The organism is Treponema primitia ZAS-2, from assembly GCF_000214375.1.
Lineage (GTDB): Bacteria > Spirochaetota > Spirochaetia > Treponematales > Breznakiellaceae > Termitinema > Termitinema primitia.
The window spans coordinates 693,770-717,589 of sequence record NC_015578.1 but is presented as its reverse complement, the minus strand read 5'-3'; the positions used below and the strand labels follow the sequence as shown (position 1 = coordinate 717,589).

At 53.4% G+C, this 23,820-nt stretch carries 20 protein-coding genes and 2 tRNA genes; 16 read left to right on the top strand and 6 right to left on the bottom strand.

Annotation, left to right across the window (positions count from 1 at the left end):
• Positions 1-2: 2 nt before the first annotated feature.
• From TREPR_RS03175 to TREPR_RS03165, 3 genes are read right to left on the bottom strand one after another with little or no spacing between them, the layout of a single operon-like run.
• Positions 3-1,361, bottom strand: a complete 1,359-nt coding sequence (locus tag TREPR_RS03175; protein ID WP_015706844.1) for an MATE family efflux transporter — start codon at positions 1,359-1,361, stop codon at positions 3-5.
• Entirely contained in the window at positions 1,358-2,113 is a 756-nt protein-coding gene (locus TREPR_RS03170; protein ID WP_015706843.1) for a lysophospholipid acyltransferase family protein, read from the bottom strand. Before TREPR_RS03170 ends, TREPR_RS03175 begins: the two co-directional genes overlap by 4 nt.
• Positions 2,114-2,136: 23 nt before the next feature.
• Entirely contained in the window at positions 2,137-3,285 is a 1,149-nt protein-coding gene (locus tag TREPR_RS03165; RefSeq protein WP_015706842.1) for a glycosyltransferase family 2 protein, read from the bottom strand.
• Positions 3,286-3,613: 328 nt separating this feature from the next.
• Here TREPR_RS03165 and rplU point away from each other — a divergent pair, with 328 nt between their 5' ends.
• From rplU to rsfS, 7 genes are all read left to right on the top strand, one after another.
• A complete protein-coding gene (gene rplU / locus TREPR_RS03160) occupies positions 3,614-3,946 on the top strand; it encodes a 50S ribosomal protein L21 (RefSeq protein ID WP_015706841.1) in 333 nt (110 codons plus the stop codon).
• A gap of 5 nt (positions 3,947-3,951) precedes the next feature.
• Positions 3,952-4,293: a ribosomal-processing cysteine protease Prp gene (locus TREPR_RS03155; RefSeq protein WP_015706840.1), complete on the top strand. Its 342-nt coding sequence runs from the start codon at positions 3,952-3,954 to the stop codon at positions 4,291-4,293.
• A 1-nt stretch (position 4,294) separates the two neighbouring features.
• A complete protein-coding gene (gene rpmA / locus TREPR_RS03150) occupies positions 4,295-4,579 on the top strand; it encodes a 50S ribosomal protein L27 (RefSeq protein ID WP_015706839.1) in 285 nt (94 codons plus the stop codon).
• Between the two features lie 103 nt (positions 4,580-4,682).
• Complete coding sequence (gene obgE / locus TREPR_RS03145; protein ID WP_245534816.1) at positions 4,683-5,729, top strand: GTPase ObgE; 1,047 nt, start codon at positions 4,683-4,685, stop codon at positions 5,727-5,729.
• Between the two features lie 3 nt (positions 5,730-5,732).
• Positions 5,733-6,902: a nicotinate (nicotinamide) nucleotide adenylyltransferase gene (gene nadD / locus TREPR_RS03140; protein WP_015706837.1), complete on the top strand. Its 1,170-nt coding sequence runs from the start codon at positions 5,733-5,735 to the stop codon at positions 6,900-6,902.
• Positions 6,899-8,119, top strand: coding sequence for an LCP family protein (locus TREPR_RS03135; protein WP_015706836.1), 1,221 nt, complete (start codon positions 6,899-6,901; stop codon positions 8,117-8,119). Before nadD ends, TREPR_RS03135 begins: the two co-directional genes overlap by 4 nt.
• Positions 8,094-8,453 carry a ribosome silencing factor gene (rsfS, locus tag TREPR_RS03130; RefSeq protein WP_015706835.1) on the top strand — a complete coding sequence of 120 codons (360 nt, stop codon included), beginning with the start codon at positions 8,094-8,096 and terminating at the stop codon, positions 8,451-8,453. The genes TREPR_RS03135 and rsfS overlap by 26 nt, the downstream gene beginning before the upstream one ends.
• Positions 8,454-8,484: 31 nt before the next feature.
• Here rsfS and TREPR_RS18555 read toward each other — a convergent pair whose 3' ends face one another.
• From TREPR_RS18555 to TREPR_RS03115, 3 genes are all read right to left on the bottom strand, one after another.
• Positions 8,485-8,778, bottom strand: a complete 294-nt coding sequence (locus TREPR_RS18555) for a hypothetical protein (protein WP_015706834.1) — start codon at positions 8,776-8,778, stop codon at positions 8,485-8,487.
• Between the two features lie 671 nt (positions 8,779-9,449).
• A tRNA-Pro gene (locus TREPR_RS03120) sits at positions 9,450-9,522 on the bottom strand.
• 32 nt (positions 9,523-9,554) lie between these two features.
• Positions 9,555-9,629: transfer RNA gene (locus TREPR_RS03115), tRNA-Asp, on the bottom strand.
• A 222-nt stretch (positions 9,630-9,851) separates the two neighbouring features.
• On the opposite strand from TREPR_RS03115, the gene putP reads away from it, so the two are divergent.
• The 9 genes from putP to TREPR_RS03070 all read left to right on the top strand — a co-directional run bounded on the left by putP (position 9,852) and on the right by TREPR_RS03070 (position 23,723).
• On the top strand, positions 9,852-11,429 hold the full coding sequence (gene putP / locus TREPR_RS03110) for a sodium/proline symporter PutP (RefSeq protein ID WP_015706833.1): 1,578 nt from the start codon (positions 9,852-9,854) through the stop codon (positions 11,427-11,429).
• A 78-nt stretch (positions 11,430-11,507) separates the two neighbouring features.
• Positions 11,508-12,197 carry a hypothetical protein gene (locus TREPR_RS03105; protein WP_015706832.1) on the top strand — a complete coding sequence of 230 codons (690 nt, stop codon included), beginning with the start codon at positions 11,508-11,510 and terminating at the stop codon, positions 12,195-12,197.
• A gap of 39 nt (positions 12,198-12,236) precedes the next feature.
• Entirely contained in the window at positions 12,237-13,397 is a 1,161-nt protein-coding gene (locus tag TREPR_RS03100; protein ID WP_015706831.1) for an aldo/keto reductase, read from the top strand.
• A 25-nt stretch (positions 13,398-13,422) separates the two neighbouring features.
• Complete coding sequence (locus TREPR_RS03095; protein ID WP_015706830.1) at positions 13,423-13,746, top strand: nucleotidyltransferase domain-containing protein; 324 nt, start codon at positions 13,423-13,425, stop codon at positions 13,744-13,746.
• Positions 13,736-14,179 (top strand): HEPN domain-containing protein, encoded by a 444-nt coding sequence (locus TREPR_RS17775; protein ID WP_015706829.1) that lies wholly within the window; start codon positions 13,736-13,738, stop codon positions 14,177-14,179. Before TREPR_RS03095 ends, TREPR_RS17775 begins: the two co-directional genes overlap by 11 nt.
• On the top strand, positions 14,151-15,008 hold the full coding sequence (locus tag TREPR_RS03085) for a DNA adenine methylase (RefSeq protein WP_015706828.1): 858 nt from the start codon (positions 14,151-14,153) through the stop codon (positions 15,006-15,008). Before TREPR_RS17775 ends, TREPR_RS03085 begins: the two co-directional genes overlap by 29 nt.
• A 232-nt stretch (positions 15,009-15,240) precedes the next feature.
• The gene (gene hcp / locus TREPR_RS03080) at positions 15,241-16,806 is read left to right on the top strand and encodes a hydroxylamine reductase (RefSeq protein WP_015706827.1); all 1,566 of its coding nucleotides are present in this window, start codon (positions 15,241-15,243) and stop codon (positions 16,804-16,806) included.
• A 573-nt stretch (positions 16,807-17,379) separates the two neighbouring features.
• Positions 17,380-22,119, top strand: a complete 4,740-nt coding sequence (gltB, locus tag TREPR_RS03075) for a glutamate synthase large subunit (RefSeq protein WP_015706826.1) — start codon at positions 17,380-17,382, stop codon at positions 22,117-22,119.
• Positions 22,120-22,259: 140 nt separating this feature from the next.
• On the top strand, positions 22,260-23,723 hold the full coding sequence (locus TREPR_RS03070) for a glutamate synthase subunit beta (RefSeq protein WP_015706825.1): 1,464 nt from the start codon (positions 22,260-22,262) through the stop codon (positions 23,721-23,723).
• The last annotated feature ends 97 nt before the right edge of the window (positions 23,724-23,820 follow it).

Here is a 23,820-nt window from a genome sequence, read left to right as displayed (position 1 = left end):
GCTTATTGCCCAGTACTTTGTTCCCGCGCTTTTTTCCGGAAAACATACCACAGGCTTATCCAGGCGCCCCGGATAATGGCAGTAATACTAACCGCCACCCAGACACCGTAGAGGCCCAGGGATGTCCGGGAGAGGATCAGCGCAAGAAAGGGCCGTATCAGATTTGAGATAATGCTCACCGCCGATGGCGCCATGGTTCTGCCGGTTCCCTTAAAGGCCCCGGCGGATACCGCTTCAAGGTTCATGGCCAACTGACAGAAGGCGAGGATACGTAAATACTTTGTCCCAAACTGTACCAGCTCAGGGTCGGGAAGGAATAGCGAAAAAAGGAAGCCCCCGGCGAAGTACAACAGTAATGTTACAAAGATACCCCAGGCTGTCATGAGCAGGGCGGAAATCCGCACCCCCCTCCGTATCCGATCCCATTTTCCCGCCCCGTAATTCTGGCCGATAAAGGCTATCAGGGCGGATCCAAAGCCGCCCCCGATGAGCCAGGACAGGGATTCTATCTGGGACCCTACCTTGCCAGTCGCCATGGCAAAGGCGCCGAAAGAAGCTTCGATCCGGGAAGTGACCATGGAAAGAAAACAGAAAAGCAAACTTTCCACACCGATAGGGACCGCCCACTTCAGCATCATCGCTATTTTTTCTTTTTCGATCCGTATTTTGATTGGGTACCGCTCAAAGGGGCGGCCTTTAAGCCAGTTGACACCTGCGAACATCCCTGCGGCTACGACAAGCTGGGAAATCACCGTTGCAATGGCGGCGCCCCGCACCTCCAGGCGCAGGACAAAAATGAACACCGGGTCCAGGATCACATTAGCTGCCAGGCCGATGCCGTTTATGATAAAGGGGGTCCGTGAATTTCCTGAGGCGTTAAAGGACCCGGTAATTACGGCAGTGAAAAAAGTTGCAGGAATTGCCCAGGCGACAATCGAAAGATAAGCAGCCGCGTCCCCGGCGACATTGGGCTCCCGAAAATTATAGAATCCCGCAAGCTCCCGGTTAAAAATAAACAGGCACAGCCCATAGAGGAGCCCCAAAAATAGCGCCATAAGCATGGCGTTTTGGGAGAAGCCCAGGGCGGCTTTCTTATCACCCCGCCCCAGGGCCTGGGACACCCCAATCTCGGCGCCCATCCTGCCAATCAACAGAAAGCCCATGGACAGCCACATGTACATCCCTGCGGCCCCGGAGGCAGCCACGGCGTCGCTCCCCACCCTGCCCAGCCAGAACATATCTGTAAGGTTGTAGGCCATCTGCAAGAACTGGGTCCCCATGATGGGCAGGGCCACCTGAAGCAACTTGCTCAGGATGCCCCCTTCGGTAAGGCTGTATTTGTTTGGTGCTGAAGCGCTCAAGCGTTGATACCTTTTACCCGCTCCATTCTCCCCCGATAAAAGGCGGAGCTCCCGCCCCGCCGGGTAATTTCGCCCTGCATGATCTTCCTTACCGCTTCGGCAAATTCCCGTACTGAGGCGTTTTCAATTTCCCCCGCCTCATTCCGCCTGATATACTGTGAAGGGTAAACCGGGTCCAGAGTCACCAGGGTTTCCTTTGGCCGCTTCCTGCTCCAAAACGAAGGCGCCTTAAAAAGCCCTTCGGACATCACCGTTACCAGGGGGACCACGGGAAGATCCATTTCCGCCGCAATAAGGAAGGCGCCGGGCTTAAATTCTTTGATTTGCTGGTTATAGAGGTAACATTCCCCTTCGGGATAGAAGTGGATAAATTTCCGGTACCGGAAAGCGGTATCGCAGGTCTCCAGAATCTGTTTTAAGCCCCGGGCCCCCGGCGGCAGAGGCATACCGCCCAAGAGCCGTGTGAAGGTACCCACCACCGGGGCTTCTACAGTCGCTTCCAGAAGGGTATGCCAGGTAAGGTAGGGAAGAATCATGCCGGATACCATGAGGGGATCCAGGGGGGTGGTATGGTTGGATACCAGGATAGCCCGTTTAAGGCGGAACAGCTTTACCCGGTTTTTCCAAGCGGTAGAATAGAGCATGGAATTAACGAATTGAACCAGGGGCCAAATGATACTGAAAACCAGCACCGAAGCAATACGAAACGGAAGCGATGTATTGAGTAAAGGCCTACCCCGCTGATACCGCATGATACTCCTCCCCAGCCAGGCTGCTAGCCCACCAAGCGGTCTTTCCAGTAAAAACCCTGGCCGGAAACGGTCTTAACCCAGGACCAGATTATCATGTAAAAAAGGTTCAGGAAGATACAGGGCCAAAGAAATCCATAATACCAGGGCTGCTTTCGGTCCAGGAAGAGCAGGGTCCAGGTCAGAGTATAGAGTAAATCAATGGCAATGAAGTTCAGCGTCCAATGACTGCCCATAAAGAGGCTGACAAAAAGCATGGGCGCGGGAAGGAAGAGGAAAAGCAACACCAAAACCGCAACTATTGAAACAATGACCGGGTTTTTCCCAAAAAAATCGTAGATATTTTTGCCTATCCCCTCTACCGCTGCGGTATATCCCGGGTACATTCGACACTGAATATGACCTTTTATGTCCAGGAAAAAAGTCTTGTATCCCTTTTCTTTGACATACCGGGCCAGGTATACATCCTCGGTGGTCTTGTGCCTGAGGGGCTCATAACCGCCGATTTCGTCAAAAACTTCTTTTTTAATGGCAATAAACTGCCCAACGGCGGTGGAAAAACTCCCCAATTTGGACAATTTGTTCATCCAGAGGGGAATAATAAAGCCGGTCATAAAAAACAAAAGGGAGCCGACTATCATCTCTCCAAAGGACTTAAAGACCTGCCCGGTAAAGCCGGAGATTAAATCCGCCTGAAGGGTATGCATATTGGTTACCGTCCAGGAAACACTGGTGGGGCTGTGGACCGTGTCCGCATCGGTAAACATGAGGATTTCCCCCTTTGCTTCCCGGGCTAACTGCTGCATGGCATAGGGCTTACCGAACCAGCCATCAGCCAGGGGCATACCTTGATAAATATGTATCCGTGTATCCAAGCGGGCCATCTTCTGTATCAGTTCCAGGGTACGGTCGGTGGAATTATCGTCAATTATTAAAATTTCATAATTCCGGTAGGTCTGTTCCCGCAGGGAATTGATACAGATTTCCACATTCTGTTCCTCGTTCCGCATGGGGACCAGGACCGACACCAGGGGTCCGTCAGTCAACTCTGCGGGTCTAGTGTTTTTCCGTATTTCCAGGATATTTGATGTGGCAAGCACGAAAAAATAGAGGGCTAGAACCCCAAGTATGGGAAAATACAATCTGATGATAAAATCCAATACAGATTGAAGCATAATTCCTCCTCGAAAATTAAAACTTCATCAGCAAACTACGAATAAGTACTGACGTCAATGGTCAAATTTAACTCATCTATTATAACACCGGCGGGGTGTAAAATTTTACTGGGCGATTTGATTGGCAGGATACATATCAGGGTATCCATACAATTTCATGACAACTTCCTTATAATAAAGCAGTTTAGGGATCTTGATCTAGCCTTTGTTTCCCGAAACTAGCCAAAGGATTTATCAAATGAGGAAGTTCCCGTGGCCCACTTGACTATCCCAATCCCTTTGTAGTATAAATTATCCCTACTCGTATTCGAAGAAAGGATAATATACTATGTACGCTTTAGTTGAATTTAAGGGAAAACAGTATAAGGCCGAAAAAGGGGCCAAACTGAAGGTTGACAGAATCGACGCCGAACCAGGTACCGCGGTGGATATTGACTCGGTACTGCTGGTATCCTCGGGGGCCGATGAGGGTTCCCAGAATACGGTGAGCGTTGGAGCCCCCTATGTGAAGGGCGCCAAAGTCTCCGCAGTGGTGGAAAGCCACGGGAAGGATGGCAAGATCATCGTGTTCAAGTATATGCCTAAAAAGGATTACCGGCGCAAACAGGGCCACCGGCAGCAGTATTCCATCATCAAGATCGAGGATATTGTCGGAGCCTAGGGCGGATGATACATATCGGCGCGGTTTTGGATGGGACGGGACTGCTCAGGTCCTGCACAGTCAAAGGCCACGCCGGGGCAGGGCCAAAGGGCGACGATATTGTATGCGCCGCCGTTTCGGTGTTAACCAGGACGGCCCTGCGGATTCTCTCGGAAAAAGAGGGGATCATGGTCCAGGGAGAGGCCCCTGAACGGGGGCTGGTCCGGATGGAAATCGACTATACCGGCGAAGGAAGGGAGTTTCTTTCCGCCGCCGGGACCTTCCTGCTGGAAGGATTGAAGTCGATTTCTGAGGAATTCCCGGAATATTGTACGATGAATGTAAACAGACAAATAACGGAGGAATAAGATGGCTCGGAAACGGGGCGGCAGCGGCGCAAAAAATGGACGGGACTCGAATCCCCAGTACCTCGGGATCAAGGCATCCGATGGGCAGCCCGTAAGGGCAGGGACTATTATTGTACGGCAGCGGGGGACCAAGATACATCCGGGCCCCAATGTGGGCTGCGGGGGGGATTTTACCCTCTTTGCCCTGGCCGACGGGACCGTATCTTTTACCACTCGCCGGGGACGGAAGCTGGCGGGGATTGTCCCCGTGGAATTTCCAACGCAGTCCTCTGCGAATGTGAAATAGGAACCTGAAACCCACGCGGGTTGAGGGTTTATCGGTTATTTATGGTGAATAGTAAGGCGCGGCGTGCCCCGGGGTACGCCGTTTCCATCTCCGGTGCAGTATGATTGAAAAATTTGCCGATGAGGCTTTGATTGAGGTTAGCGCGGGATCCGGCGGAAACGGCTGCGTGGCCTTCCGGCGGGAAAAGTATGTCCCCCTGGGGGGGCCCTCGGGGGGTGACGGCGGCCGGGGGGGCAGCATAATCTTCGAGGTTCGGCGCAACCTGCGGACCCTGGCCCATCTGCGGTACAAACAGTCCTTTAAGGCTGAAAACGGCCGGGACGGAGAAGGGGCCCAGCGCTACGGCCGGAATGGGGGGGATGCGGTAATAGCCGTGCCCCCGGGTACGATTCTCAAGGACGCCGATACCGGGGAGATTATCCGGGACTTCGGCAGCCAGGAGGGGAGCTTCCTCTTCCTCAAAGGGGGAAACGGCGGCTGGGGGAACATCCATTTCAAGTCATCGATAAATCAGGCGCCCCGGCGGGCTCTTCCGGGGCAACGGGGGGAGACCCGGCGGCTCCGGGTGGAGCTCCAGATCCTGGCAGACATAGGCCTGGTGGGCTTTCCCAATGCGGGCAAATCCTCCCTGCTGGACCGCTTTACCAATGCCCGGCCGAAAATCGCCCCCTACCCCTTTACCACCAAGATACCAAACCTGGGGGTGCTGGCCTTGGGCTCCACCCGCCGGGACGAACCGGGGGACCGGGACATCATACTGGCGGACATACCGGGGCTCATAGAAGGGGCCTCCGGGGGGGCGGGCCTGGGGATACGTTTCCTCAAGCATATCTCCCGTACCGCCGCCCTGGCCTTTCTCATTGATTTATCCCAGGACAACTACCTGGAAGCCTTTGATATCCTGTATAAAGAACTGGAAACCTTTTCCCCGGAGCTGGTGGAAAAAAAGCGGATCCTGGTGGGAACCAAGACCGACCTGGAGAGAACTGCCGAGCGCCTTGAAGAGCTGCGGGCCGCCTGCCCCGGAGAGACCCTCCTGGGCATCTCGGTCTTTTCCGGGGAAGGATTGCCTGAACTGGCCGCGGAATTGGGTCGGCTTGCGGTTGGGACCGCCGAAACGGGATGGAAAACCGAAGATAAGGAGGCTTGAAGCGTGAGATTTGCGATCCTGGGGGGAAGTTTTAACCCTATCCATTTAGGCCACCTATCCCTAGCAGAGGCGGTGCTGTCTGCCTTTGGGTATGATCGGGTCATCCTGGTCCCCGCCTCCACCTCCCCCTTCAAACTGAGTGTCCATGGGGCTTCTCCCCGGGACCGGCTGGATATGCTCAACGCCTCCATCCCGGGGGATCCCCGTTTTACCATCGATGACTGCGAAATACAGCGGGAAGGGGTCTCTTACACCATAGATACGGTTAAGGACATTATTCAACGGTACCGCTGCGAAGGAAAGCCCGCCCTCATCCTGGGGGATGATCTGGCCCGGGACTTCAACAAATGGCGGAGCGCTGGGGAAATCGCGGAGATCACGGATATTATCATCGCCCACCGGCTTTCGGCGGAGGCTCTCCCCTTCCCTTTCCCCCATAAACAACTGGAAAATGAAATTTTAGCCCTTTCTTCGGGGGATCTGCGGGACCGCATCCGCTCCGCCGGTCCTTGGGGCTACCTGGTACCCCAGGGGGCACGCCTGATAATCCAAGATCGGGGCCTCTACGGCTTTCAAAAAAAGATGGAATCAGGCTTTACCTGGGAAACCATTGCCGCTATCGAGAATACCGTGCGGACCATGATAAGCCCCTCCCGGTTCCTCCATTCCCGGAATGTTGCCCTTCTTACCCAAGACCTCTGCCTGAGCTTCGGCATGGACGGGCCATCAGGCTACCTGGCGGGGATTACCCATGACATGTGCAAGTCCTTTCCGGAGCTGGAAATGATCCGGCTGGCAAAAAAGGACGGCCTCCGGATCAGCAGGCTGGAGGAACAGAAGCCCTCACTGCTCCACGGACGGGCTGCGGCGATATTGCTCAGGGAGCAATTTGGCATCCATACCAAGGATATACTGGAAGCAGTACAGCTCCACACCACCGCCGGTGCGGAAATGGGTCCCCTGGCAAAAGCCCTGTATATTGCCGATAAAATAGAGGTTTCCCGGGGACAGGTCAGTGAAAAACTCCGAAATTACCGGGGCTTCACGGATCTGGATGCCCTCTTTACCGCAACCCTGGACGAAACCGTGGCCTACCTGCGCTCCCGGAAACTGGACCTTTCCCGAAGCACCCAACGGCTGCTAAAAACCATGCAGAAAAGGGGCGGTTTTTGAGAAACTCCAAGGTTGATGCCAGCGGATTTCTCCTGATATTGATACTCCTGCTCCTGGGGGGAGGGATTTTTTTCACCATCCTGGCTATGCGCTCGGACCCCATTGAGGAAGCCCTTTCCGGGGACCGGGTAATTTCTACCCTGTTTATCATTGAAAAGGGAGACAAGCCCCTGAGCTCCTATGTGCTGTTCTACTACCCGGCCACAAAGCGGGCGGCGATCTTCGACATACCCGGCGAGTTGGGGCTGATCATCCAGCGGATCAACCGGGTAGACCGCATCGATACGGTCTACAATCCCCAGCATATAGGCTACTTTGAAACTGAAATCGAACGATTTCTCGGGGTGGAGATACACTTTTCAGTGGTGTTTACCATGGAGGACCTGGGAAGGGTGGTGGATTTAATCGAAGGGGTTGAAATTTTTATCCCCACCCCGGTGGAAATATACGATGGGAAGGACACTATCCTCTTTCCTTCCGGGGTAAGGCGGCTGGACGGAGACAAGACCCGGAGCTACGTGACCTATGAGCTGCCCGAGGAGGAGCGCGAACTGGCCCTATTCCGCAGACAGCGCTTTTTCCTGGGCTTTATCAAGCGGATGGGTGAAAAGGTGGAGTACCTCAAGGAACCCACGGTGGCTCAATTGTACGAACCCTTGGTAAAAACAGCCATGAATCACCGGACCAGGACCAGGCTTTTCGATGAACTGGCCAAAATTGATATGGACCGGGTGAATATCCAGTCTGTTGGGGGCAATCCCCGGGAAGTTTCAGGACAGATGCTCCTCTTCCCCCTTTACGATGGCAGCCTGATCAAAGAAATCGTCCGCCAGTCCCTGGCAGCCCTGACCCGGCAGGTAGAAGGGACCCTAACCGAGCGGGTCTTTACCGTGGAGGTCCTGAACGGGACCACCACAGCGGGTTTGGCGGGAAGAACTGCGGAACTGCTGCGGGGCTTCGGCTATGACGTGATCTCCATCGGAAACGCCGACCATAGTGACTACGAAGCCACGGAAATCGTGGACCGCTCAGGTTCCGAGGATGTGGCCAGGAACTTTGCGGACATTATCCGGTGCCGGAACCTCCGTTTTGAAGTTTTAACCCCTGAAAGCCTGGAGCTTGGCTTAGAGATGAATATCCAGAACCTTGAATATCGTTCGGATTTTACCCTTATCATTGGAAAGGATTTTAATGGAAGATACGTTTCAGGTGGATAAAACCGCCGCCCTCGAATTAGCCGCCCTTATCAGGGATCACCGCGGAGAAGATGTCATTGTGATGGATCTCCGGGAAATCAACCACTGGACCGACTTCTTTGTGGTAGCCACAGTCTCCAGTTCCGCCCATGTCCAAGGACTACAGCGGCATATCAAAGACTATGCCCGGGACAAGGGCATTGAGATACTTAGGCAACACCGAAAAGCCAGCTCCGATGACGAATGGAACCTCATCGACCTGGGGAACATCGTGGTTCACCTCATGTCTTCGGGTTCCCGTTCATTTTATGAGCTGGAGCGGCTTTGGAGTGCCGCCGTGATAGTATCACCCTGATGCCCGATTTTCCGGCGCTGGTTAAAAACCTTTAATCGTCAAAATCGTCGTCGAAATCCATGTCCTCTTCATAATCGTCGAAATTGTCGTCATCATCATCGTCATCATCATCAAAATCGTCGTCATCATCATCGAAATCATCATCGAAATCATCATCGAACTCTTCTTCGATGTCGTCGAATTCTTCTTCTTCTTCCATTTCGTCATCCTCATCATCATCGTCATCATCGTCCAGGGCCAGGAATGGCGGATATCCGGCATTATGCTCATTGACCAGGGGTATCAACATGAGCTCTTCAGTATACATGGTCTCAAATAGAACCATAACATTCTCCGTTAGAATATGAGATTTCTCTTGAAACATAAGGGAGACATTCAGTATGTGTCAACTGGTTTTTGCAATGTATCTCATTTTTTTTTTGGATTTCTGAAAATATGGCAATCATTTTTTGCCCCGGGTTGAGCTCCGCATAGGGAATCGGGTCGGCATAATACGACAAGTCTTTATATAGCAAATAATTACATTCAGGCAACCCGGATTCGTGCTGCGCAACTTGGGTCAGCTTCGCGACCCTCTAAAAGGCTCGTTTTGTCGAGCAACCTTCTTGAATCTGAGCTTCTCACATGTGTCGCACATCTCGGATTCTGGCGGCGCTGCTGGTTACAGCTTCGCGACCCTTCAAAAGGCTCGTTTTGTCGGGCAACCCTCTGGCTCAGAGCTTCTCACATGTGTCGCACATCTCGGATTCTGGCGGCGCTGCTGGTTACAGCTTCGCGACCCTTCAAAAGGCTCATTGAATCGCCTTTTAGAGGGTCCTGGTCCCCGGTTCGAATCCGGCCTTTACTGGTTGAATGTTTACTTTGTCGGGCAACCCGGATTCGTGCTGCGCAACTGGTCCAGCTTCGCGACCCTCTAAAAGGCTCATTGAATCGCCTTTTAGAGGGTCCTGGTCCCCGGTTCGAATCCGGCTTTTTTTGGTTGAAGAATCACTTTTGTCGGGCAACCCGGATTCGAACCGGGGACCTCTTGGTCCCGAACCAAGCGCGCTACCAGCTGCGCTATTACCCGAAAAAAAAGAAACCCGTCTTTACAGACGGGAACGGGAGCGACGGGGCTTGAACCCGCGATCTCCGGCTTGACAGGCCAGCGTGATAAACCAGCTTCACTACACCCCCATAGGTTTCTATTATAGTAATAAGTGAAGCAAAAAAAGTCAAGTATCGTACTTCAAAGTTGTCGACTTCAAAAATTATTTCTCATGGGCCTGGGAACTCCGTTTATTTTCAATTTTTTTGCCATACGGTATACATTTCCCCTCTTTTTCCGGTATAAATTCTATGGCTGGTTCCAAAAGTCAATTTTTATCTGGCACCATGCTATAACAAGGAGGATACGCTATGTCTGCGTCCAATATTCAGACCCTGATTGGGATGGGAGCCTATCTGGTGGTGATGATCGTCATCGGTTTGTGGTATGCCCAGCGGAGTAACAGTAACCCCGAGGAGTTTTTCCTTGGGAAACGGGGGCTCGGGCCCTGGGTGGCGGCTATGAGCGCCGAGGCATCGGATATGAGCGGCTGGCTCCTCATGGGGTTGCCCGGGGTGGCCTACTTTACCGGGATGGGGGAGGCCTTCTGGACCGCCCTGGGGCTCTTTATCGGGACCTGGATCAACTGGCAGCTCGTGGCAAAACGGCTCCGCGCCTATTCCCAGGTGGCGGATAACGCCATCACCCTGCCGACCTTCTTCAGCAACCGCTTCCATGACAAAAAGCGCATCCTCATGTCCATTGCCGCCCTGGTGATCCTGGTGTTCTTCTCTATTTATGCGGGCTCCCAGTTTGTCACCTTCGGGAAACTCTTTGGTTACGTCTTTGGGGCGGAAGACTACTATACCGCCATGGTCATCCTGGGAGCGGCCCTGGTGATGGTCTATACCCTTCTGGGAGGCTTTCTGGCGGAGAGCACTACCGACTTTATCCAGGGCCTGATGATGATCCTGGTCCTAATCCTGGTCCTGGGTTTCGGGGTTTCCCATGCCGGGGGCTTGGCGGGGGTTTCTGAAAACCTCAAGAATTTCCCCCGGTTTACAGATATCTTCGGTATAGCCACCCCCCTGGATGCTTCGGGGAAAGCCGCAGGGGTCCAGGCCCTGGTGAACGGGAAGCCCTCTTTTGGCCCCGGGGCAAACTATTCCCTGCTCAACATCGTTTCCTGCATGGCTTGGGGGCTGGGCTATTTCGGTATGCCCCAGGTGCTGCTCCGGTTTATGGCCATACGCAAATCCTCTAAAATTGCCCAATCCCGGCTTATCGCGGTGACCTGGTGCTTCGTCTCCCTTTTTGCCGCAGTGGCCATCGGCCTTATCGGGAGGGCCTATATGCCCGCCCTGCTCAATACAGCGGGAAATTCGGAAACCATCTTCATCCATCTGGCCGTGGACTTTTTCCCGCCCCTCCTGGCAGGGCTGGTGATTTCCGGGGTCCTGGCGGCCTCCATGAGTTCTTCTGACTCCTATATGCTCATCGCTTCCTCAGCCCTGGCCAACGACATCTTCAAGGGGCTTGTTAAAAAGGACGCCAGCGAAAGCCTGGTAATGTGGGTGGCCCGGATCACCATGCTCCTGGTAACCATCTTCGGGGTGGCCATCGCCCTTTCGGGCAACCAGTCGATCTTCCGCATCGTCTCCTACGCCTGGGCTGGCCTGGGCGCCGCCTTCGGCCCCCTGATCCTTTTCTCCCTGTTCTGGAAACGGACCACTCTGCAAGGGGCCATCGCAGGAATGCTCACCGGCGGCGGCATGGTGATCATCTGGAAGGAATTCATCAGCAAGATCGGGGGCGCCTTTGGGGTATACGAGCTCCTCCCCGCGTTCATCCTGTCCTGTCTGGCGATCTTCCTGGTCAGCCTGGCAACTCCCAAGCCCTCGGAGGAGATTGAAAAGGAATTTATCGCCGCAAAAACTGCGGAATTTTAAGGGCTTTTCTAGCAATGCCCGGTGCCCTGTCATTCGTGGTTTTAATGCGGTAGAATGGGTGTGAGGAGTAATTAGCCGATGACCAGAGGAATTCTCATCGCCGGAAACGAATCCACCCTTTCCGCCGCAATTGCCTCCGAGACGGGGCGGCGGGTGGATCGCTTTGTAGCGGCCATTATCCCTAACCGCCTGCCCTACCCGCTGGAAAACAGGCCTGCCTCGGCGAAGGCGCCTGAAGGGACCGGCCCCATCCCCTTGGACTGGAACCCCGGCAGCCCCGTCTCGGCACGTACCATGGTGCTTGGGGCGGAAAACCGGCTGGGACAGCTTAGTGAAGCCATCCTGGTCTGCACACCCCCGGCGGTGCGGAAGAGCGCAGAAAACCTGAACCCTGCCAACCTGGAGATCATCATCAACGATTATATCAAAGGCTGGTTTTTTCTGGTAAAGGAACTGGCTACAGTTTTCAAGGCCCATGGGGCGGGTGCCCTGGCACTGGTACTGGCGGACATCGGCTCAGGGGGCGGCAGGGATGATCCGGTTGATCTTATCGGCCCCCCGGTGGCCGCATCCTTCCGCGCCTTCGCTCAGGGGCTCATGGATTCCTCCCGGAACGAACCCTACCAAGTCTACGGTTTTTCCGCCTCCGAAGCCGGGGAGGACAACGCCCTCGGTACCTTTATCTTTAACATTATTGAAGAGGGAAACAAACGGGACTCAGGCAAGTGGCACAAATTCGGCGGCAAGCTGTCTTTTCTGGGACGGTGAGGAACCTGGTGGAAAAAACCGAAAAACAGGAGATCCTATATGCAATACCGGGAAGATAAAGTTTCAGGAAATAAGCTGTCAATACTGGGGCTTGGATGCATGCGGTTTTCACGGAATATGGCCGAAACAGAACGGATGATCCTGGCGGCGATTGACGGGGGGGTAAATTATTTTGACACCGCGTATATATACCCAAATAGCGAGGAAACCTTGGGGACAATTCTTGGGAAGCACAAAAAACGCACATCCGTTTTTATCGCCACAAAATTACCCTTGATCGTGTGCAAAGGTCCCGATGATTTTGACAAATTTTTTAACAAGGAACTTGAACGCCTTCAAACTGATTACATAGACTATTATCTAATGCACATGATAACCGACTCCGCCCAATGGGAACAGTTTCGTGAATGGGGAATAGAACAATGGATAGCCGAAAAAAAGCGGGCAGGAAAAATACGCCAGGCGGGATTTTCATTTCACGGTTCCTCGGTAGAATTCCTGAAGATACTCAATGCCTATCCATGGGATTTCTGCCAGATACAATACAATTATTCCAACGAGAATTATCAGGCCGGCAAGGAAGGGCTAAAAGCGGCCGCAGCAAAGGGAATACCGGTTATGATCATGGAGCCCCTGCTCGGGGGAAAACTTGCCGCAGGATTGCCAAAGGAAGCGGCCGCCCTGTTTTCAAAAACCGACCCCACCCTTTCCCCCGCAGCATGGGGATTCCGCTGGCTCTGGAACCAGAGCGAAGTAAGCTGCGTGTTAAGCGGCATGAATACTACTGCGCAAATGGAAGACAATCTTCGCTCCGCTGAGAATGCCCGCCCTTTAACCGATGCGGAATTGGCAGTGTATACCGAAGTGATTGGACTGTTTAACCGGGCATACAAAATTCACTGTACAGGGTGCAATTACTGTATGCCCTGTCCCAAGGGCATAAATATCCCCGGCTGTTTTGCCGCCTATAATGCCAGCTTTGCCCAAAATTTTACAATCGGGATGCAGCAATTTCTTACCAGTACTGCAGCGGTGAGTAAAAAGCCCCATAGCCCGAGGCTTTGTGTTGAATGCGGCAAATGCGAAAGCCACTGCCCCCAACATTTGCCGATTCGCAAGGCGCTTAAACAAGTAGCCCGCCGCATGGAACCATTGCCTGTCCGCCTGGGCTTATCCATAGCCCGACAGTTCTTAGGCTGACAGCAAAATACAAGGAGATATGACCATGAAAATAAATTTTGATAAAGACATACAATTGATAAAAGAAACAATTTTAAATAATATTGACGCAAAATCCATTTATCTTTTTGGATCCTATGCCTATGGAAAACCAAATGAAGACAGCGATATAGACATATATACAGTATTACCCGACAAATACAAAAACACCACAGAAATATATGCAAAAATAATAAGGGAATTAAGCGACAAGAATATTTTTTTTATTGATTTATTACTAGTAAATGAAAATATTTTTAATTCAAGAAAAAATGACTACATTCTTGAGAATACTATTTATAATAAAGGAAAAATAATTTATGAATCTTAAAGATACAATCCAATGGTTTTATAAGGCAGCCGAAGATTATGATGCTGCAAAAATATTGAATAGTGCGTTAAAAAAACATAATGAAATTATATGCTACTTATGCTCACAGGCCACAGAAAAATATTTAAAGGGATATTTAGTATACAATGATCATGAAATTGAAAATACGCATAATTTACCATATTTAAATAATTTGTGTTTACAATACGATAATTGTTTTAACGATATAAAGGACGAGTGCAGTTTATTGAACAAATTTAATAACAACATAAGATATCCTGATGGAATTGAAGCAAATAGCAATGATGTAAACTTGTCTTTCAAAGCATTGGAAAACATAATTAATTTGGAAGCATTGAAAAAATTAGAACAAATAATCCAAAATCAAAATACGGAAAAAGTTTTTGAACAAAGACGAAAAAATAACCCTTAAACCCTATCTAAAATGGGCGGGGGGCAAAAGGCAATTGCTGGCTGAAATAAAAAACCATCTCCCCGGAAATATAGATAAGTATACTTATTACGAACCCTTCATCGGCGCCGGGGCTCTGTTTTTTGAATTACAACCCAAAAGGGCAATCATTAACGATTTTAACGCCCAGTTAATTTTAACCTACAGGGCAATAAAAGAAAACATTGAACAGCTCATTGAACTATTAAGAACCCATAGAGAGAATAACGACAAGGAATATTATTATAAAATCAGAAACCTTGACCGGAATACCGATGAATTTAACAAATTGACCGACACCGAAAAGGCTGCCCGTTTAATATTTTTGAACAAAACCTGTTTTAACGGCCTGTATCGCGTCAATTCTCAGGGTCTTTTCAATGTGCCCCATGGAAAAAACAAAAATCCTGCAATCTATGATGAAACCCTATTACGCCAAATTGGCAACTATCTTAACAGCAATGACATTACCATCCTTAATACTGACTTTGAACAAGCCGTTACCAATGCCGATACAAACTCCTTTATATATTTTGACCCGCCCTATCACCGGCTTGATAAAACCAGCTTCACAGGATACCAGGCTGATGGGTTTCTTGAGACGGAACAGGAACGGCTCCGCAATGTTATGATTACCATGGCCGAGCGGGGGGTGAAATGCCTATTGAGCAATTCGGATACCGAATTTATCCGGGGCCTGTATGCCCATGGGTACTTTGAGATTATACCCGTATCGGCAAGGCGGTTAATTAATGCTGATTCAGGCGGCAGAGGCGCCGTAAACGAGGTCCTGATAAAAAACTGGAAGTAAATAAATTATTGATATAGAAGATTTACCACAGAGACGCAGAGGGAAGCACACAGAGATCACAGAGGAAGAGAAAAGATGGCTGTTTGGAATTGCCCCTTTGTGTTCCTTGGTGTCCTTCGTGGTTATTCCCCCTGTTTTTTGCATTTTTTCTCCATTCCGTTGTAAATACAACATATTTCTCCACCCAGGGCGGCTATATTTACATAATCCATTAAGTCCATAGGAGGATAGTATGTTTTGTTTTCAATGCGAGCAAACGGCAGCCGGCAAAGGCTGTGCAGGAAAGGCGGGGGTCTGCGGAAAAAAGGACGATACCGCCCTTTTACAGGACCAGTTGACCGGCGCCCTTATCATTCTGGCTAAAGTAGCCTCAAGAAAGGGAAAAACAAAAAACACGGATAGGATTATTGTTGAAGGTCTCTTCACCACTATGACCAATGTGGATTTTGACAATGCTGCTATTGCCAAAAAAATTGAAATTGCCCGGGCTGAACGGGCCGCCATTTTTGCTGAGGCCGCACAGTGTGAGGACTTTGACATGGAAAAAATCTGGCAGGCCCATGAGGACATCCGTTCCCTCAAGTCACTTTTACTCTTTGGGGTACGGGGTATAGCCGCCTATGCCTACCATGGGATGGTCTTAGGCTACACGGACCAAACAGTGACGGATTTCTTTTATACCGCCCTTAATGCACTGAGTGAAGAACAGTACGGCATGGATGAACTTTTGCCCCTGGTCATGGAAACCGGGAAGATCAACCTCAAGTGCATGGAAATCCTGGACAAAGCCAATACCGAAAGCTATGGACACCCAGCCCCGGCAAAAGTTAGTTTAACTGTGGAAAAAGGACCCTTCATCGTCATAAGCGGCCACGACCTCCGGGACCTCAAATTACTCCTGGATCAGACCAGGGACAAGGGCATTAATATCTATACCCACGGTGAAATGTTACCTGCCCACGCCTACCCGGCCCTCAGAGCCTATCCCCAGCTCAAGGGCAATTTCGGAACCGCCTGGCAAAACCAACAGCAGGAATTCGATGGGCTTCCCGGGCCAATTCTTTTCACCACCAATTGCCTCATGCCGGTTAAGGACAGTTATAGTGACCGGGTGTTCACCACCGGGGAAGTCGCCTATCCCGGCATGGTTTACATTGGTGAGCCAAAGGATTTTTCCGCAGTAATCAACAAGGCCCTGGAACTGGGTGGGTATAAGGAGGACCACCCCATGACCGGCATCAACGGCGGTAAAGAAGTGACCACCGGTTTCGCCAGAAACACTGTTCTTGCTGCGGCAGAAACGGTTGTCAATGCGGTCAAAGCCGGGGCGATCAAGCACTTCTTCCTGGTAGGCGGATGTGACGGCGCAAAGACGGGGCGTAATTACTATACAGATTTTGTGAAGCAATCCCCCAAGGACTCAATTATCCTAACCCTGGCCTGCGGCAAGTACCGCTTCAACGACCTTGATATCGGAGAAATCGGCGGCCTCCCGCGAATCATGGACATGGGTCAGTGCAACGACGCCTACTCGGCCATACAGGTGGCTATTGCATTAGCCGACGCCTTTAAGTGCGGGGTAAATGATCTGCCCCTGACCATGGTTCTTTCCTGGTATGAACAAAAGGCAGTAAGCATCCTGCTCACCCTTCTGTACCTGGGTATCCAAAACATATACTTAGGTCCCAGCCTGCCGGCCTTTGTTTCGCCCACTGTGCTGAACTTCCTGGTCGAAAAATTCGCCATCACCCCCATCAGCACCCCCGAGGCGGATCTAGCAAAGATACTAGCCAAGTAATAATTCCAAGCAAAGAAAAACACAGAGAACGCAGATGAACGAAAGAAAAATAGGTTCTCTGTGAACTCTATGTTTTTCTCATAAAGGGCATTTCTAAAAACCCGGTTAGTTTTTAGAAAAAGAAGATTGATGATGCCAAACCGCCGAATCTCCCGCCCCCAGCTCCCCTTCCCAAGGAAAAGCCGTTATGCCCTATCCCACCCCCCGGTCCCCCCTCAGGGGAAAAGTCGTTATGCTCTTACTGGCACACCAGGCCGGAGGGGGCGGGCGAATCCCCCTCCCCCGTCTCTGGACGCCTGGAAATGCAACCGCCAGGTTGTTACCTGAATAAATGTCGCCTGGCGTGGGGCTCAATAAAGGCCGCTATTTGGGATAATGCGTCAAGCCCCCTTTCCCTGCCGGAGGAGACCTACCGGGCTCCGTAGGCAGACTCCACAGGTTAGGGGGAGGGGGATTCGCCCGCCCCCTCCGGTATGAGCGTCCCAAGCCTGACATAACGCCTTATCCCCCATTATTGCATAATAATCCTCAATTTTGTATAACTATAGGAATCGCTTATGTTAAGGAGCCATTATGGGCCAGCACGAAGAAGAGGTAGACCAGCGCCTCCAAAAGGGTTTGTATCGGGAAGAGGATGAGCATGATTCTTGCGGTATAGGGTTTGTGGCTGATATTAAGGGCCGACCTTCCCATGAAATTTTGAAACGGGGGCTTGAGGTCCTGGAACGGATGGAACACCGGGGCGCGGAAAGCGCTGACAATAAGACCGGTGACGGTTCCGGGGTGCTGATCCAGATCCCCCATGATTTTTATAAAAAATTTGTCCCTGCCCTCCCGGAAGCGGGAAACTACGGGACCGGCCTGGTGTTTCTTCCCGGTCCGGCAGGGGATAAGAAGGCGGAGGAAAAGGGCGCTAAAATCCTCGGCTTAATCGACGAAACTGCTGCGACGGCGGGCCTTTCGGTCCTGGGATGGCGGGATGTACCCACCGACACCGGGGTACTAGGCGCCATTGCCCAGGCTGCGGAGCCCCTGACGCGCCAGATATTCCTGGGTTCCCAGGATCAGGGGGCAAAAAGGGATGGTGAAGGGGTCTCGGACCTGGAATTCCGGCTCTATATTTTCAGAAAATCTCTGGAAAAGCGTATTCGGGAGGATCCTGCCCTGGAAAACGCCGGGGCCCGGGGCTATATGCCCTCCCTTTCGTCCCGGACTATCGTGTATAAGGGGATGCTCATGTCATCCCAGCTCCAGAATTACTTCCCGGAACTTAAAGATGAGGGGCTAAAGACCGCAGTGGCCCTGGTCCATTCCCGGTTTTCCACCAATACCTTCCCCAACTGGCCCCTGGCCCAGCCCTTCCGCATTGTTTCCCATAACGGGGAGATCAATACGGTCAAAGGAAACCGGTTCTGGATGGCTGCCCGGGAGGCTCTCTTTGCCCATCCCCGTTTCGGCGCTGCCCTGAAGGACCTGTTCCCCCTTATCGAGCCGGACCAGAGCGATTCCGCCAGCTTTGACAATGTCCTAGAACTGTTGATCATGTCCGGCCGCACCCTTCCCCATGCCCTGATGATGCTGATCCCCGAATCCTGGAACGACAAAAACCCCATACCCCAGGAGCTCAAGGCTTTTTATGAATACCACGCCGCTATTATGGAGCCCTGGGATGGCCCGGCCTCCATGGTATTCTGCGACGGCCGCTTTGTGGGGGGGACCCTGGACCGGAACGGGCTGCGGCCTTCCCGGTACACCATCACTAAGGACGATCTTATTGTCATGGCCTCGGAAACCGGGGTCCAGGACTTTAGCCCCAAAGAGGTGGTCTACAAGGGCCGGCTCAGGCCGGGGAAACTGCTCATGGTGGATTTGCTGGAAGGGCGGATCATCCCGGATGACGAGGTGAAGCGCCAGGTCTACCAGTCCAAGCCCTACGGGGACTGGGTAAAGCGGCAGATCATCACCCTGCAGCAGGAACTGACCGGGGAAGGGCAGGGGGTGAAATTTGTAGACCCCCAGCTGAAAAGCGATGCCAAGCGGCTGTACATGGAACGGGTTGCGGGCTATTCACGGGAGGACAGGGAAAAGCTGCTCCTGGTCATGGCGGAAACCAGCCAGGAACCCACAGGCTCCATGGGTACCGATACCCCCACGGCGGTTTTTTCCGATCGGAGCCAGCGGATTTACACCTACTTCAAGCAGGTTTTTGCCCAGGTGACCAACCCGCCCATTGATTCCATCCGGGAGGACCTGGTCATGACCCTGACCAGTTTCATCGGTCCCCAGAAGAACCTGCTGGAAGAAACCGAGTCCCATTGCCGGCGCATCAAGGTCCTCAATCCCATCATGACCCCCGCGGATCTGGAAACCCTCAAGCAGGTCCACCCGGTGGATTTCAAGTCCCGGATACTGGACGCCACCTTTGAAGTGAAAAATTCGGAACTGGAAACGGGAAAGGTTTCGCGACAACTGTTGAAACCGGCCCTGGATAATCTGATTGCGGAGGCAATCAAGGCGGTGAAGGACGGGGTGTCCCTGCTGATCCTCTCTGACCGGGGAGCTCTGTCCCCGGAAGCTGTCCCTTCGGGGGCCGCCAAGACCGGTCGCTGCGCCATTCCAGCCTTGCTGGCGGTGGGGGCAGTACACCACGGCCTTATCCGGGCGGGGCAGCGTATGCATCTGTCGATTATTTCAGAATCCATGGAGCCCCGGGAGCCCATGCACTTTGCCCTGCTCTTCGGCTACGGCGCAGACCTGGTGGTCCCCTACGGCGCATTGGCCTCCCTGGCCGCCATAAGCGCCGGGCCGGACGGAAAACGGGCCGGGTCTTTCCCGGAGGCAAAGAAGCACTACATCAAGGGGCTTAACAAGGCCATGCTCAAGGTGATGTCCAAAATGGGCACCAGCACCCTCCGGTCCTACCGGGGATCCCAGATATTCGAAGCCATAGGGCTGGGCCCGGAAGTGATAGACACCTGTTTCCGGGGCACCCCCAGCCGTATAGGCGGCGCGGGCTTTGCCGAGCTGGAAGGGGAGGTTCTGGACCATTATCGGGAAGCCCGGAAAGCCTTTATCAAAACCGGGGACTGGCCCCAGGGGGTGGATTATCTCCTGAATGGGGATGGCCAGTACCGCTGGCGGAAATTCGGGGAAAAGCACGCCTGGAACCCTGAAAGCATCTACCTGCTCCAGTGGGCCACCCGTACCGGGGATTATAAGAAATTCAAGGAATTTTCCACCCTGACAAATAAACTGAACCAAAGCCCCCATGTCATCCGGGGCCTTCTGGACTTTGCCGCGCCGGGTACCGTGAAGGACGGGCCTGCGGCTCCGGTTCCCCTGGAGGAAGTGGAGAGCGTGGAAACCCTCATGCGGCGCTTCACCACTGGGGCCATGTCCTTTGGGTCCATTTCCCGGGAAGCCCACGAAACCGTAGCCAGGGCAATGAACTCCATCCACGGCCGATCCAACTCCGGTGAGGGCGGGGAAAGCCCGGAACGTTTTGCGGTCAGGTCCGACGGCTCCTGGCTGCGGAGCGCCATCAAGCAGGTAGCCTCAGCCCGCTTCGGGGTGACCAGCGAGTACCTGGCCAATGCCGAGGAGATCCAGATCAAAATCGCCCAGGGCGCCAAGCCCGGCGAGGGAGGCCAGCTCCCGGGGCATAAGGTGGACGCCATGATTGCCAAGGTCCGGCATTCCACCGCCGGGGTTACCCTGATCAGCCCGCCCCCCCATCACGACATTTATTCTATAGAAGATTTGGCTGAACTTATCTTCGATTTGAAAAACGCCAACCCCCAGGCCCGGATCAGCGTCAAACTGGTATCCGAATCCGGGGTGGGAACCGTTGCCGCCGGGGTTGCCAAGGCCCATGCGGACAATATCCTCATCTCAGGCTACGATGGCGGCACCGGGGCCAGCCCCCAGAGCAGCATACGCCACGCAGGCCTCCCCTGGGAGCTGGGTCTTTCGGAGACCAACCAGGTGCTGGTAAAGAACGGTCTCCGGGGCCGGGTCCGCCTCATGACCGACGGCCAGCTTAAAACCGGCCGGGATGTGGTGATCGCAGGAATGCTGGGGGCCGAAGAATTCGGTTTCGGCACATCCACCCTGATCAACATGGGCTGCGTAATGATGCGCAAGTGCCACGAAAACACCTGTCCCATGGGAGTGGCCACCCAGGACCCGGAATTGCGGAAACGCTTCACCGGCAAACCCGAGTACCTGATCAACTTCTTCCGGTTCATCGCCGAAGAAGTCCGGGAGATCATGGCCTCTGTGGGGATCAGAAAATTTGACGACCTGGTGGGTCGCGCAGATTTACTGGTGGAACGGAAGAGCGGCAAGGCAAAATCCGCCGGGGTGGACCTTTCAGCCCTGCTCTACAAACCCGAAGGCCCGGCCTTTATACCCGGCGGCCAGGAACGGCGCTGCGTGCAGGACCAGGTCCACAATATCGGCAAAGTCCTGGACCGCCAGCTTATCGAAAAATGTTTCTCCGCCCTGGATAAAAAAATTCCCGCCGCCCTTTCCCTGCCGGTGCGCAACACCGACCGGGCAGTAGGTGCCATGCTCTCCTACGAAGTATCCAAACGTTTCGGCGGCCAGGGCCTACCTGAGAATTTTGTTACCGTGGACTTCACCGGTTCCGCCGGCCAGAGTTTCGGCGCCTTCCTTGCCAAGGGGATCACCTTCCGCCTGGCCGGGGACTCCAACGACTACCTGGGCAAAGGCCTTTCGGGTGGCCGCATCGTGGTGGCCCCTCCTCCTGGATCGACTTTTGAAACCAGCGAGAACATCATCATCGGGAATACGGTGCTCTACGGCGCCACTTCCGGGGAACTGTACGCCGCAGGGGTGGCCGGGGAGCGTTTTTGCGTGCGGAATTCCGGGGCCACCGCAGTGGTGGAAGGTGCGGGGGATCATGCCGCAGAATATATGACCGGGGGCCGTCTCATCGTCCTGGGAACCGTGGGCCGCAACTTCGGCGCCGGTATGTCCGGGGGCATAGCCTATGTGCTGGACCGGAAAGGCGACTTCGAGTACTTCCTCAATAAGGGAATGGTAGAGCTTTCCGGCCTTGATAACGAAGAGGACGAGAGCTTTGTTAAGCAGCATATTGAACAGCATATCTACTGGACCGGATCGGCCTATGCCAAAAACATTCTGGACAACTGGGCCGAGTACAAGCCCAAGTTCGTAAAGGTGCTTCCGGTGGAATACAAGATGGCCCTCCAGCAGATGAAGCTGGCGGAACTGGACCGGAAACTCTACGATATCCGGGAACGGGAAGAAATTTCGGAACGTGTATAAAAATTAAGCTGCGTTTAATTTTTATAATGGAGTTTTTACCTTAAAAAAATTCCAGAAGATTTATTGAACTACGTTTATTTTTACAATGGAGTTTTTACCTTGAAAAAACTCCGACAGTTTTATTGATAAGAGAGGAATGTATGGGCGATCCAAAGGGATTTTTGAAGATAAAGCGGAAGGTTTCCGGCTACCGGCCTGTAGAAGAACGAGTTAACGATTACAGCGAAGTAGAAATACTGCTTTCCGACGACGAGCGCCGACAGCAGGCAGCCCGTTGTATGGACTGCGGGGTCCCCTTCTGCCACTGGGCCTGTCCGGTATCCAACGTCATGCCCGAATGGCAAGACCGGCTCTACCGCAATGACTGGGCCGGCGCATGGGCCGCCCTGGAATACATAAACCCCTTTCCGGAATTCACCGGCCGGGTATGCCCCGCCCTGTGCGAAGCCTCCTGCGTCCTGGGCGCTAACGACGAGCCTGTCACCATCAGGCAGAACGAGCTTGCGATCATCGAAAAAGCCTACGACTTGGGACTGGTGGTCCCCCGGCCCCCCCGGATGCGGAACGGGAAAAAAGTCGCCGTGGTCGGCGCCGGCCCTGCGGGGCTTTCTGCCGCCTACTTCCTCAACCGCGCAGGCTTTTCCGTCACTGTGTACGAAGGCGCACAAAAACTGGGGGGCTACCTCCGCTACGGCATCCCGGACTTCAAACTGGACAAAAGTTTTATTGACCGGCGGGTCAGCATCATGGAAGCCGAGGGGGTCGAGTTCAGAACCGGCGCCCGTATCGGTTCCGCCCGCTACGGCTTCGGCGCAAAAGGCGCAGACGGCGAAGGCGGCGAAGGCAAACTCATCTCTGCCAAGGAGCTCGAATCCTCCTACGACCTGGTGCTCCTCACCATAGGCGCCAGGGAACCCCGGGACGTGAAACTGCCGGGCCGGGAAAATTCCGGCATAGTCCAGGCTCTGGATTTTCTCTCCCTCCAGAACCGCATCCTGGGGGGCGAAAACACGGGCCTTGAGCCCATCACCGCCTACGGCAAACGGGTGGTAGTCATAGGCGGCGGCGACACCGGCTCAGACTGCGTGGGCACCGCCAACCGCCAGGGCGCCATGCGGGTCACCCAGATAGAAGTACTCCCCAAGCCGCCTGAACACCGATCCGACGCCGAACCCTGGCCTCTGTGGCCCAAGGTCCTCAAAACCTCAAGCTCCCACCTGGAGGGCGGTGAACGGCTTTGGTCGGTCAACACAAAAGCCTTTGTGGGGCGTAATAACAAAGTGGAAGCCATCCAGGCCTGCCGGGTGGACTGGGCCGAAAAAGACGGCCGCCAGGTGATGACCGAGGTACCCGGCTCGGATTTTGAGATAGGCGCAGACCTGGTACTCCTCGCCATGGGCTTTACCCACGTGGTACAAAACGGCGCAGTAGCCGACTTCGAGCTAGAACTCGACGAGCGGGGCAATATCCGCACCAAGGGCAGCTTCCACACCTCCAACCCCAAGGTCTGGGCCGCCGGTGATTCCCGGAACGGCGCAAGCCTGGTAGTCCGGGCCATCGACGACGGCAAGGCTGCGGCGGAGGCGATAATCAAGACCCTGTAAGCTCCGGAGATATGCCGCAGGGTACAGTAATTTGAGCGCTTGAGGACTGGACAACGTAAAAACCCAGCATTGCAGAAGCCGTGCTAACGCGCTAAGC